15 protein-coding genes are annotated in these 11,815 nt (G+C 69.3%); 14 read left to right on the top strand and 1 reads right to left on the bottom strand.

What is annotated here, in order from left to right; translation table 11 throughout:
• Window positions 1-35: 35 nt before the first annotated feature.
• From ACFXI3_RS28610 to ACFXI3_RS28560, 11 genes are all read left to right on the top strand, one after another.
• Window positions 36-1,568, top strand: a complete 1,533-nt coding sequence (locus ACFXI3_RS28610) for a bifunctional uroporphyrinogen-III C-methyltransferase/uroporphyrinogen-III synthase (protein ID WP_344288197.1) — start codon at window positions 36-38, stop codon at window positions 1,566-1,568.
• A gap of 99 nt (window positions 1,569-1,667) precedes the next feature.
• Window positions 1,668-1,898 (top strand): type II toxin-antitoxin system CcdA family antitoxin, encoded by a 231-nt coding sequence (locus ACFXI3_RS28605; RefSeq protein ID WP_344288199.1) that lies wholly within the window; start codon window positions 1,668-1,670, stop codon window positions 1,896-1,898.
• Entirely contained in the window at window positions 1,879-2,292 is a 414-nt protein-coding gene (locus ACFXI3_RS28600; RefSeq protein WP_344288201.1) for a type II toxin-antitoxin system VapC family toxin, read from the top strand. Before ACFXI3_RS28605 ends, ACFXI3_RS28600 begins: the two co-directional genes overlap by 20 nt.
• Window positions 2,293-2,313: 21 nt before the next feature.
• Window positions 2,314-3,285: a porphobilinogen synthase gene (gene hemB, locus ACFXI3_RS28595; protein WP_344288203.1), complete on the top strand. Its 972-nt coding sequence runs from the start codon at window positions 2,314-2,316 to the stop codon at window positions 3,283-3,285.
• Window positions 3,286-3,305: 20 nt separating this feature from the next.
• Window positions 3,306-3,878, top strand: a complete 573-nt coding sequence (locus tag ACFXI3_RS28590) for a hypothetical protein (protein ID WP_378403591.1) — start codon at window positions 3,306-3,308, stop codon at window positions 3,876-3,878.
• Window positions 3,878-4,354 carry a hypothetical protein gene (locus ACFXI3_RS28585; RefSeq protein WP_344288206.1) on the top strand — a complete coding sequence of 159 codons (477 nt, stop codon included), beginning with the start codon at window positions 3,878-3,880 and terminating at the stop codon, window positions 4,352-4,354. The genes ACFXI3_RS28590 and ACFXI3_RS28585 overlap by 1 nt, the downstream gene beginning before the upstream one ends.
• A 49-nt stretch (window positions 4,355-4,403) precedes the next feature.
• A complete protein-coding gene (locus tag ACFXI3_RS28580) occupies window positions 4,404-4,742 on the top strand; it encodes a hypothetical protein (RefSeq protein ID WP_378403589.1) in 339 nt (112 codons plus the stop codon).
• Between the two features lie 65 nt (window positions 4,743-4,807).
• On the top strand, window positions 4,808-6,067 hold the full coding sequence (locus ACFXI3_RS28575; protein ID WP_378403587.1) for an efflux RND transporter periplasmic adaptor subunit: 1,260 nt from the start codon (window positions 4,808-4,810) through the stop codon (window positions 6,065-6,067).
• A complete protein-coding gene (locus ACFXI3_RS28570) occupies window positions 6,064-6,762 on the top strand; it encodes an ABC transporter ATP-binding protein (RefSeq protein ID WP_344288210.1) in 699 nt (232 codons plus the stop codon). The genes ACFXI3_RS28575 and ACFXI3_RS28570 overlap by 4 nt, the downstream gene beginning before the upstream one ends.
• Window positions 6,759-7,961: an ABC transporter permease gene (locus ACFXI3_RS28565; RefSeq protein ID WP_378403585.1), complete on the top strand. Its 1,203-nt coding sequence runs from the start codon at window positions 6,759-6,761 to the stop codon at window positions 7,959-7,961. The genes ACFXI3_RS28570 and ACFXI3_RS28565 overlap by 4 nt, the downstream gene beginning before the upstream one ends.
• Before the next feature lie 7 nt (window positions 7,962-7,968).
• Window positions 7,969-8,517 carry a DUF5666 domain-containing protein gene (locus tag ACFXI3_RS28560; RefSeq protein WP_378403583.1) on the top strand — a complete coding sequence of 183 codons (549 nt, stop codon included), beginning with the start codon at window positions 7,969-7,971 and terminating at the stop codon, window positions 8,515-8,517.
• Here the strand turns inward: ACFXI3_RS28560 and ACFXI3_RS28555 are convergent.
• On the bottom strand, window positions 8,514-8,999 hold the full coding sequence (locus ACFXI3_RS28555) for a TspO/MBR family protein (RefSeq protein ID WP_378403581.1): 486 nt from the start codon (window positions 8,997-8,999) through the stop codon (window positions 8,514-8,516). The genes ACFXI3_RS28560 and ACFXI3_RS28555 overlap by 4 nt on opposite strands.
• Before the next feature lie 130 nt (window positions 9,000-9,129).
• Between ACFXI3_RS28555 and hemL the strand changes: the two genes are divergently transcribed.
• The 3 genes from hemL to ACFXI3_RS28540 are packed head-to-tail and all read left to right on the top strand — an operon-like array spanning window position 9,130 to window position 11,635.
• Window positions 9,130-10,434 carry a glutamate-1-semialdehyde 2,1-aminomutase gene (gene hemL, locus ACFXI3_RS28550; protein ID WP_378403579.1) on the top strand — a complete coding sequence of 435 codons (1,305 nt, stop codon included), beginning with the start codon at window positions 9,130-9,132 and terminating at the stop codon, window positions 10,432-10,434.
• A complete protein-coding gene (locus tag ACFXI3_RS28545; RefSeq protein WP_009071997.1) occupies window positions 10,431-11,057 on the top strand; it encodes a histidine phosphatase family protein in 627 nt (208 codons plus the stop codon). The genes hemL and ACFXI3_RS28545 overlap by 4 nt, the downstream gene beginning before the upstream one ends.
• Window positions 11,054-11,635 carry a redoxin domain-containing protein gene (locus tag ACFXI3_RS28540; RefSeq protein ID WP_378403577.1) on the top strand — a complete coding sequence of 194 codons (582 nt, stop codon included), beginning with the start codon at window positions 11,054-11,056 and terminating at the stop codon, window positions 11,633-11,635. The genes ACFXI3_RS28545 and ACFXI3_RS28540 overlap by 4 nt, the downstream gene beginning before the upstream one ends.
• Window positions 11,636-11,815 lie beyond the last annotated feature (180 nt).

The raw sequence follows: 11,815 nt of genomic DNA, 5'->3' as shown, positions 1-11,815 counted from the left end.
AGCACCGGCCGCCCAAGAGGAGAAGAACACCAACGATGACCCCTGCTCGCAAGACCGCCGGGCGCGTCGCCTTCGTGGGCTCGGGCCCCGGGGACGCCGGGCTGCTCACCGTCCGCGCCCAGGAACTCCTGGCCAAGGCCGAGGTCGTGGTGACCGACCCGGACGTGCCCGCCAGCGTGCTCGCCTTCGCCGCCCCCGGCGCCGAGGTCCGGCCCGCCGTCGGCGAACCGTCCGACGTCGCCAAGGACCTGACCGCCGAGGCCAAGGCGGGCCGGCTCGCGCTGCGGCTGGTCTCCGGCGACCCGCTGACCAGCCCGGCCGTCGTGGCCGAGGTCCAGGCCGTCGCCCGCACCTCCGCCGTGTTCGACGTCATCCCGGGCGTCGCGCCGGGCACCGCGGTGCCGGCGTACGCGGGGGTCGCGCTCGGCGGCACCTACACCGAGGCGGACGTCCGCGGCGAGGTCGACTGGGGCGCGCTGGCCGCGGTCGCCGGCCCGATCGTGCTGCACGCGACGTCGGCGCACCTCGCCGAGGCGGCCAGCCAGCTCACCGAGAAGGGGCTGCCCGCCACCACCCCGGTCGCGGTCACCGCGAACGGCACCATCAACACCCAGCGCACGCTGGACACCACTCTCGCCTCGGTCGCGAACGACGCGGGCGAGCTGGTCGGCCCGCTGGTCGTGACGGTCGGGCAGGCCGCCGGGCAGCGCTCGAAGCTGTCCTGGTGGGAGTCGCGGGCGCTGTACGGCTGGAAGGTCCTGGTGCCGCGCACCAAGGAGCAGGCGGGCGAGATGGCCGAGCGGCTTCGCGGCCACGGCGCGACCTCGCACGAGGTGCCGACCATTTCGGTCGAGCCGCCCCGCAGCCCGGCGCAGATGGAGCGTTCGGTCAAGGGCCTGGTCGACGGCCGCTACCAGTGGATCGTCTTCACCTCCACCAACGCGGTGCGCGCGGTGTGGGAGAAGTTCGAGGAGTTCGGCCTGGACGCGCGCGCGTTCTCCGGCGTGAAGATCGCCTGCGTCGGCGAATCGACCGCGGCGAAGGTGCGCTCGTTCGGCATCATCCCGGAGCTGGTCCCGACGGGCGAGCAGTCGTCCGAGGGCCTGCTGGCCGAGTTCCCGCCGTACGACGACGTGCTGGACCCGGTCAACCGCGTCCTGCTGCCGCGCGCGGACATCGCCACCGAGATCCTGTCGGCCGGCCTGGTCGAACGCGGCTGGGAGGTGGACGACGTCACGGCTTACCGGACCGTGCGGGCCGCGCCGCCGCCAGCCGAGACCCGCGAGATGATCAAGACCGGCGGGTTTGACGCGGTCTGCTTCACCTCGTCGTCGACCGTGCGGAACCTGGTGGGGATCGCCGGGAAGCCGCACACGCGCACGTTGGTCGCGTGCATCGGGCCGAAGACCGCGGAAACCGCGGTGGAATTCGGTCTGCGGGTGGATGTTCAGCCGGAGAAGGCTGATGTGCCGCATTTGGTGGACGCTCTCGCCGAGCACGCCGCGCGGCTTCGTGCGGAGGGCGCGTTGCCGCCGCCGCGGAAGGCCAAGCGCACCCGACGCAGCTGAGGTTTTGTCCGTGAAGGGCTCCTTGAGGGAATCAGATTCCCTCAAGGAGCCCTTCACTGCTTTTCCCGGCCCGCGAGCCCGAGTGTGTATGATGTGTGTATGGCGAGGATGAACGTCTACGTGCCGGATGAGCTGGCCGCCAGAGCGAAAAAAGCTGATCTCAACGTCAGCGCGCTCGTGCAGTCGGCGCTGTCCGACGCGTTGCAGCGGCAGGCCACGGACGCCTGGCTCGACGCGCTTCCCGCGCCGAGCCGAGAGGTGCCGCACGTCGTCGCCATGGCCGCGCTCGATTCCGCCAAGGACGAGTTCGGTGATCGCGCGGATGCCTGAAGCGCCAGGAGAAATCGCGGTTCTCGACGCGTCGGCGCTGGTGGACGTGCTCGCGGGGACCTGCCGTGGCAACCAGGTGAAGACGCGGCTTCGCGGCACGGTGCTGCACGCTCCGGCGCATCTGGACGCTGAAGTCCTCTCCGCGCTGGGCCGGTTGTGCCGTGCCGGAGTGCTGACGGCTTCGACAGTGGACGCCGCGCTCCAGGCGTTGGCCAGCCTGCCGCTCACCCGGCACCCGGTCGTCGAATTGGCGAAAGGAGCTTGGGGGCGGCGCGGAGACCTGCGGCTTGTCGATGCGCTGTATATCGAATTGGCCGCAAGCCTGGGCGCCAAGGTGCTCACGACGGACCGTCGGCTGGCGCGGGCCAGCGCCCTCGCCGAAGAGATTGTCTGAGCGCGGGAGTACCTTGGATGTGTGTTCCCTGAGCAGCGACCCCGCAGGCTTCGTACTACTCCGGCAATGCGCAGGATGGTCAGTGAGACCACGTTGCGGCCACGGCAATTGATCCTGCCGATGTTCGTCGGCGAAGGGCTCGACGCGCCCCGGCCGATCGCCAGCATGCCGGGCGTCGTTCAACACACTCGCGACACTCTTCGCAAGGCCGCTGTCGACGCGGTCAACGCTGGGGTCGGCGGGCTGATGCTCTTCGGGATTCCGGAGAAGCGGGATCCGGAGGGATCCGGCGCGGTTGACGAGAAGGGCATTCTCAACGTCGCGTTGCGGGATCTGCGCAGCGAGCTCGGTGACTCGACCGTGCTGATGGCCGACACTTGCCTGGACGAGTTCACTGACCACGGGCACTGCGGCGTGCTTGACGCGGACGGTGTGGTCGACAACGACGCCACGCTGCGGTTGTACGCCGAGATGGGCGTCGCGCAGGCCGAGGCTGGGGCGCATGTGCTCGGGCCGAGCGGGATGATGGACGGGCAGGTCGGCGTGATCCGCCGGGCGCTCGACGAGGTCGGGCACAGCGAGACCGCGATCCTCGCCTATTCGATCAAGTACGCCAGCGCGTTCTACGGGCCGTTCCGCGAGGCCGTCGACTCGCAGCTCAAGGGCGACCGCAAGACCTACCAGCAGGACCTCGGCAACGCGCGCGAGGCGATGCGGGAGCTCGAACTCGACCTCGCCGAGGGCGCGGACATGGTGATGGTCAAGCCTGCACTGTCCTATTTGGACATCATCAAGGCGGCGGCCGACATTTCGCCGGTTCCCGTCGCGGCGTACAACATCTCCGGCGAGTACGCGATGGTCGAGGCGGCCGCGGCGAACGGCTGGATCGAGCGCGAGCGCACCGTCCTCGAGGTGCTCACCTCCATCCGCCGCGCGGGGGCGGACGTCATCCTGACCTACTGGGCGGCCGAGGCCGCGGCCTGGCTGGACTGAGCCCGGGTAGGGTCTTTCGGGTGGTCGAGAAGGACGAGAACACCCCGAAGCCAGCCAGCGTGACCTCGGACGATCTTTCCGGGCTCACCGACGACGAGCGCCGCAAGCGCGGGCGCGCGCCGGATCCGGTGCTGCCGGGGGAGACCGCGCCGAAGGCTCAGCCGCCGCTGGAGGTGCATGCCGCGTTCGCGCTCGCCATTCTGGCCGCGCTCGTCGTCGTCGCGAGTCAGATCGTCATCATTTTTTTCAAGCATCTGCTCGTTGACGCCGCGATGAAGCAGCCGCAGCAGCCTGGCCACGCGCTCACCATCGAGCAGGCTCAGACCAACGTGAATTTCTTCGTGTGGGCAATGCTGATCGGCGCGCTGTGCTTCGGCGCGCTGCTCGTGCTGTTCGCCTGGAAGGCCCGCGAGGGCACGCGGTCCGCACGCAGCATCGCGACGCTGCTGGCGGTGCTCGGCATCGTGTTCGAACTCGGGGTGATCCGCAGCCTCTTCTCGCTCATCGCGTCGCTGGTGCTCGTCGCCATGCTGATCCTGCTGTACCTGCCGAAGGTCGCGGGCTACTTCCCGAAGGTCGGCAAGAACCTGTAATGGCGGAAAGGACGCTGTACTCCGAGCCTGGCGTCGGCTGGTCGGCCCTGGTCTGGGGGCCGCTGTTCGCGCTGCTGGGCGCGCTCGCCGAACTGGCCACCGCCGGGCCGACGCACGTCGTCGGCTGGGTGCTGATCGGTGTCGCGCTGGTCGCGCTGACGCTGCCGTGGGTGTACGCGCGGCGGCGGTTCCTTTCGCTGGAGGTCACCACCGAAGGGCTGCGGCAAGGGCGGGAGACGTTGGCCGCCGAGAAGATCGCCTCGGTGAGCGACGTCGGGGCGCCGGTCGGGGCGCGCGTTCTCGGCGGTGGCTGGTCGGTGCCGCGGAAGTACGACGAGTTGCCGGTGGAGCTGGACGACGGCACGGTGGTGCTCGCCTGGGCCCGCGACGTCGAAGCGCTGAAGACCGCGCTCGCCGAGCTGGCCGCGAAGAACCACCCGAATGCCGAGGAGCAGGCCGATGACTCCCGGAACTGAACCCCCACGAGGGACGCGGAACGACGGCGAACCTGAAAGGCTGGACCCCGTGATCGATCTGCCCCAGCCGACCGGAGCCGGGCTTTGGCCGCCGGAGGAAACGCAGCCGAAGACGAAGCTGAACCAGCCGTGGCGCGCGTTCGTCGCGCTCGGCGAGGTCGTGGTGGCCGGATTGGTGCTGTGGGCGGCGTTCGCGCTGTGGCACGCCGGCATCGTCACGGTCGTCACCACGGCGGGCGACGGCACTCAATTGGTGTCGCAGCGGTACTTCGGCGGGCATATCGCCGGGGCGCTCGGGCTCGGCACGCTGTCGGCGGTATTGGTCGTGGACGCGGTCCGGCAATTGCTGCTCGCGGTGCGTGCCCGGCACAAAAAGAAGAAGGACTGACTTACACAGCTGTCCCACAGGGAACCAACAGCTAACTGCTAAGCAGGCCCCGCAGTCTTGCGGCCATGACGCGGCTGCGCACACGAACCTGGGTGATCAACGGAGTCCTTGTCGTGCTGCTCGGCGGCGCGGCTTTCGGGATTTACCAGGCCTTTTCGCCGGCGAGTTCGACAGCGCAGGCACAAACCCGCACGACTCCGGTGCGGCGCGCGAACGTTTCCCAGACCGTTTCGGCGGCGGGCACGATCGCGAGCACGTACACCGGCGTCGCGAACTTCACGACCTCCGGCAAGGTCACCGGCATCGACGTGAAGGTCGGCGACGTCGTGAGCGCCGGGCAGAAGCTCGCGACGATCGACTCTTCCCAGGCCAGCAAACAGCTTCAGGTCGCCAAGGCCAATCTCGCGGTCGCCGAGGACAACCTCACCACGGCGCAGGACAACCCGCCGGCGAACCAGACCGCGACCCAGGCGCAGACCAGCACCGCGTCGCTTCAGGCCAAGGTGGATCAAGCGCAATTGGACGTCGACAACGCGGAAACGGCGGTTTCCGCGACGACGTTGACCGCGCCGGGGGCGGGGACAGTCACCGCGATTAACGGGACGGTCGGGCAGCAAACGGGCAGCGGGGGCAATTCCAGCAACAGTTCCGCGGGTGCGTCTTCGTCGAGTTCCAGTTCCGGCTCTGGTGGGCAATCCGGGCAGCAGTCGTCGTCAAGCAGCAGCAGTAGCAGCAGCGGTTTTATCGATATCACTGACATGGGAAACCTTGTCGTCAATACCTCGGTGGCGGAAATTGACGTGAGCAAGGTGAAAACCGGTCAGAAAGCCACGGTCACTTTGAACGCGACGCCGGACCAGCCGTTGCAGGCGACCGTTTCCAGCATCGACCTCACGCCGACCACGAGCAGCAATGTCGTCAGCTACGGAGCGAAGCTGGCGTTGACGAATCCGCCCTCGGGGCTGCGGCCCGGCCAGTCGGCGAGCGTCGTGATCACGGTCGCGGAAGCCGATGGCGTGCTGAGCGTTCCGGCCGCGGCGGTGCGGACCAGCGGGACGACGAACGCGGTCACAGTGGAGCAGAACGGGCAGCCGGTTACGCGGCAGGTCGAGGTCGGCGTGCGCGGAGAGTCCACTGTGGAGATCAAGTCCGGCCTCAACGAGGGCGACAGCGTGGTGCTCACCGCTGCGTCGCCGACGACGTCGAGCGGGTCCAACGGTCAGCAGCGTACCGGCGGAACTGGCGGTCTCGGCGGGTTCGGCGGCGGTCAGCAGGGCGGATTCGGCGGCGGCCGACAAGGCAACGTCGGCGGGGGCCGGGGATGAAGCCGGTGATCGCGGTCTCCGGACTGCGCAAGACCTACGGCAGCGGGGAAACCGCGGTGCACGCGTTGCGCGGGGTCGACCTGCAGGTGTGGCCGGGCGAATACGTGGCGATCATGGGCGCGTCCGGGTCCGGGAAATCGACGCTGCTGAACATGCTCGGCTGTCTCGACACACCCACCTCAGGCCGGTACCTGCTGGACGGATTCTCCGTCGCCGATCTCAACGAACGCCAGCTTGCGTTGCTGCGCAACCGAAAGATCGGCTTCATCTTCCAGTCCTTCAACCTCGTGCCGCGCACCAGCGCGTTGTCCAATGTGGAATTGCCGATGGTCTACAGCGGACTCAAGCGGGGCGAACGGCGCCGCCGGGCGCTGGCCGCGCTGGAGATGGTCGGGCTGACCGATCGGGCCAAGCATCTGCCGAACGAACTGTCCGGCGGACAGCAGCAACGCGTCGCGGTGGCACGCGCGCTGGTCGGCGGGCCGGCGATGCTGCTGGCCGACGAACCGACCGGAAACCTCGACCACGCAAGCACTGTCGACGTCCTCGGCGTCTTCGACCGGCTCAACGCACTCGGCCGCACGGTCGTGGTGATCACGCACGAGGACGAAGTCGCGCGGCACGCGCACCGCGTCGTCCGGGTCAGCGACGGGCAGATCGTGTCGGACGAGGTCCGCGCCGGGGTGGTCGCGTGAACTTCGTCGAGATCATGCGGTTCGCGGTTCGCGGCCTCGCCTCGAACAAACTGCGGTCGGTGCTCACCACGCTCGGCATCACCATCGGCGTCGCGTCGGTGATCTTGTTGGTAGCCGTGGGAAACGGCGCTTCGGCGGCGATCACCGCGAGCATCCAGGGACTCGGCACCGACGTGGTCAACGTGTCGCCGCTTCGGGGCGGCGGACAGTCCAGCCAGGTCCGGCCGCTCACCGTGCAGGACGCGCACGCGCTGGTCGATCCGGTGGGCGCGCCGGATGTCAAGGCGGCGGCTCCGGTGGTGAACACCAGTGCGACCGCGACGTACGGGCAGACTTCCTACGACGTGTCCAGCGTCGTCGGCACCGAACCCAGCTACTTCACCACCACGAACCGCCAGATCGCCGACGGCCAGTTGTTCAGCGCCGAAGACGTGACGCAGGCGCGCAAGGTCGTGGTGCTCGGGCCGACGACAGCACAGTCGATCTTCGGCACGGCCGAACCGGTCGGGAAGAACGTGCTGATCAACAGCATCCAGTTCACCGTGATCGGCGTGCTGCAGACCAAGGGCAGCACCGGGCTGCAGAACGCCGACGACGTCGCGATCGCTCCGATCAGCGCGGTGCAGAACTCGCTCGCCGGCTACGGCAGCCTGAACCAGATCGCGGTACAGGCGACCAACGCCGACTCGATCGGGCTCGCGCAAGCCGAGGTCACCGCGATTCTCGACGCCCGGCACGGTATCCAGGCCTCGGCCAATCCGGACTTCCAGATCCAGAACTCCGCGCAGCTGCTGCAGACCCGCACGTCGGCGATCCAGACCTTCACCGTGCTCCTCGGCGCGGTCGCGGCGATCTCGCTGCTGGTCGGCGGGATCGGCGTCACGAACATCATGCTCGTCACGGTCACCGAGCGGATCCGCGAAATCGGCATCCGCAAGGCGATCGGCGCGCCGCGCTCGGCGATCCTCGGCCAGTTCCTCGCCGAGGCGACCATGCTGAGCCTCTTCGGCGGACTGCTCGGCGTGCTGATCGGAGTGGTTGGCAGCCGGTTCAGCATCGCGGGCATCCAGCCGGTGGTGGTGCCGTCGTCGATCGCGCTGGCCTTCGCGGTGTCCGCCCTGATCGGGCTTTTCTTCGGCAGTTTCCCGGCGAACCGGGCTTCGCGGCTGCGGCCGATCGACGCCCTCCGGCACGAGTAGGAGCGTCATGTCCGCGTCGACCACCCAGCCCATTCCGACCCCGCCGGAGGAGCCCGCCGCGCCGCGCCCGGAAGACCTCATCGCCGAGCCCGCCGTCGAGGGCGATCTCACCGCCGAGCTGAAGCAGGTCGCGCGGCCGTTCGGCAAGCCGACGCTCGTGCTCGCCGGATTGCTCGTGCTGGCGCTGGCGTTCGCCGGTGGCGCGTGGACGCATGCCGCGTTCGGCCCGTCGGGCGGCTCTTCCAGCGCCCGAACGGCCGCCGGTCCGGGTACTGGGGCGGGTTCCGGGCAACAGGGGGCAGGCTTCGGCGGACGCACGGCAGGCGGTCGCGGGACGGTCGGCACCGTGGAGAAGATCGACGGCAGCACGGTCACGCTGAAGACCGTGCAGGGCAGCGAAGTCACAGTGTCCACTTCGGACAGTACGACCGTCGGGGTGACCCAGCCGGGCAAGCTCAGCGACCTCAAGCCGGGCCAGACGGTGACCGTTCAGGGCCGCACCGGATCGGACGGTTCGGTGACCGCGCAGGCGATCGTGGCGCAGCCGGGCCGTTAGGGAACGTCGTTGAGCGCGATGATCGCGACGTTCAGCGCGGTCGTGTAGAGCAGCCACGCCAGATACGGCAAGAGCAGCAGCGCCGCGGTGCGGGATCGGCGGTAGAAGAGCGCGATCGTCACGATCACGGTGAAATCGAGCAGCACGATGTCCACGCACGCGACCTGCGTGGAACCGCCCGCGAAGAACAGCGAGATCCACATCAGGTTGAACAGCAGGCCGATGCCGTACGCGGCGAAGCCCTGGTTCTCGCCGTCGGTGCGCCAATAAACCCAGCCGGCGAAGGCGAGCACGACGTACAGCACCGTCCACACCGGACTGAACAGGGACGAGGGCGGGGCCCACTCCGGCAGCACGTACCGGTTGTAGGCGTCCGGCGCGGTCGTCGCGGCCAGCGCTCCCACCAGTGCGATGACGCCGACCAGCCCGAAGAACACCGCGAGCATCAGCCACGGGTTCCGGCGGTGTGTGGGCGCCGTCACGTCTCCTCCATGGCTCGCCCCGTCCATGCGCGCCCATCTTAAGAGGGGTAAGGCCGGTGTGCCGGGTGGCAATCGGGTGGCAGCTTGGGCGCCGCCGACACCCGAACGGAGGATTTGCAAGACTGGGGCGGTGAGCACTGGCACCGAGCAGTCCAAAGCATGGTTCGCACGCGCCAAGGCGGCCGTTCCGGGCGGGGTGAACTCGCCGGTGCGCGCCTTCAACTCGGTCGGCGGCACGCCGCGGTTCATGGTCCGCGGCGAGGGCCCGCATCTGTGGGACGCCGACGGCAACCGCTACGTCGACCTCGTCTCCTCGTGGGGCCCGATGATCCTCGGGCACGCGCACCCCAAGGTGGTGGCCGCCGCCCGCGCGGCCGCGGAGCACGGGCTCTCCTTCGGCACGCCGACCATCGGCGAGGTCGAACTGGCCGAGGAGATCATCGGCCGGGTCGGCCCGGTCGAGCAGGTCCGGCTGGTCAACTCCGGCACCGAAGCCACGATGAGCGCCATCCGGCTGGCCCGCGGTTTCACCGGCCGCGCCAAGATCGTGAAGTTCGCCGGTTGCTACCACGGCCACGTCGACGCGCTGCTCGCCGAAGCGGGCTCTGGCGTCGCGACGCTCGGGCCGCCGACTTCGCCGGGTGTCACCGGCGCGCAGGCCGCGGACACGATTGTCTTGCCGTACAACGATCTTGACGCGCTCCGGAAGTCCTTCGCGGAGAACGAGGGCCAGATCGCCGCGGTGATCACCGAAGCCGCCGCGGGCAACATGGGCGCGGTGCCGCCGGACCCCGGCTTCAACGCCGCACTGCGTGACCTCGCGCACGAAAACGGCGCGCTGCTGATCATGGACGAGGTGATGACCGGCTTCCGCGTCTCGCGCGCCGGCTGGTTCGGCCTCGAAGGCGTCGCGGGCGACCTCTACACCTTCGGCAAGGTGATGTCCGGCGGGCTTCCCGCGGCGGCGTTCGGCGGTCGCGCGGACATCATGGCGAAGCTCGCGCCCGGCGGTCCCGTCTATCAGGCAGGCACGCTGTCCGGTAACCCGGTCGCGGTCGCCGCCGGTCTCACCGCGCTGCGCGAAGCCGACGACGCGGTGTACGCGAAGCTCGACGCCAACGCGAAGCGTCTCGGCGGGCTCTTCGAGAAGGCGCTCAGCGAAGCGGGTGTCACGCACACCGTGCAGTACGCGGGCAACCTCTTGAGCATCTTCTTCACCGACAAGCCCGTACGCACCTACGCGGACGCGCAGGCCTCCGAGACATGGCGCTTCCCCGCGTTCTTCCACGCGCTGCTCGAAGCGGGCGTGTACCCGCCGCCAAGCGCGTACGAGGTGTACTTCGTGAACGCCGCGATGGACGACGAAGCGTTCGGCGTCATCGAGGCTGCGTTGCCGGCTGCGGCGCGCGCGGCGGCTGAGGCGGTTCGCCCGTGACCACCGTTGTCCACATGCTGCGGCACGGCGAGGTCCACAACCCGGAGAAGATCCTCTACGGGCGGCTGCCGAACTTCCGGCTTTCGGAGCGCGGGCAGCGCCAGGCGCTCACCGTCGCCGAAGCGGTCGCGGGGCACGACCTCGCGTACGTCGTCGCTTCGCCGCTTCAGCGCGCGCAGGAGACCGCAGCGCCCATCGCGGGCGCGCACCGTCTCGACATCGCGACGGACGAAGGTCTCATCGAAGCGGCGAACGTCTTCGAGGGCCAGCGCGTGGCAGTGGGCGACGGCGCGCTGCGGCAGCCGAAAGCGTGGCCGCACCTGGTGAATCCCTTTAAGCCGTCGTGGGGCGAGCCGTACGTCGAGATCGCACACCGCATGCTCGGCGCGGTCCACCGTGCGCGCGTAAAGGCCGAAGGGCGCGAAGCGCTGTGCGTGTCGCACCAGCTGCCGATCTGGACGCTTCGTCGCTTCTTGGAAGCGAAGCGGCTGTGGCACGACCCGCGGCAGCGGCAGTGCTCGCTGGCGTCGCTCACCAGCCTGGTCTTCGACGGCGAGGAGCTGCTGGAGATCGTCTACAGCGAGCCCGCGGGCACCACCGACCCCAAGGTGACCGGCGCATGAAACGGCGGCTGCTCGGGGTGGTGCTGGCCGCCGCGCTGGTCGTGACGGGCTGCTCGACCGGCAAGGACGCGGTCGTCTCGGGCGGCACCTTCACCTTCGTCTCGCCCGGCGGCAAGGTCGACATCACCTATCCGCTGAACGAGCGCCAGCAGGCCCCGACGCTGGCCGGCGACGACCTGATGCACGAGGGCAAACAGCTCTCGATCGCGGACTTCCCCGGCAAGGCCCTGGTGATCAACCTGTGGGGCCAGTGGTGCGGCCCGTGCCGCGCCGAAGCGCCCGAGCTGGAGACCGCGAGCAAGCAGATGGCCCCGCTCGGCGCCCAGGTGATCGGACTCGACGTCCGCGACCCGGCGCGCGACGTGGCCCAGGATTTCGTGCGCGACCGCGGCCTGACGTACCCGTCGATCTGGGACCCGTCCGGACGCGTGCTGCTGCAGCTGGCCGGATATCCGCGCAACATCATCCCGTCGACGCTGGTGCTGGACAAGCAGCACCGGGTGGCGGCGGTGTTCCTGCGGCAGGTGCTGGCCTCGGACTTGGTGCCGGTGGTGCAGCGGCTGAGCGCGGAGAAGTAGCCGCGACCCGCGCTCCTTCGCGCGAGCGGGCCCGCTCCGCCCTGGCCCGCTCCGCCTCAGCCCGCCCAGTTCCGCCCCAACGCCGCGTTGGGTGCATGTGGCGCACCCAATGTGGCGTTGGGTGCATGTGGCGCACCCAATGTGGCGTTGGGTGCATGTGGCGCACCCAATGTGGCGTTG

This window comes from Amycolatopsis sp. NPDC059235 (assembly GCF_042754125.1).
GTDB lineage: Bacteria > Actinomycetota > Actinomycetes > Mycobacteriales > Pseudonocardiaceae > Amycolatopsis > Amycolatopsis albidoflava.
Note: the sequence above shows the minus strand (reverse complement) of the source record. Positions and strands in the feature narration are given on the sequence as shown.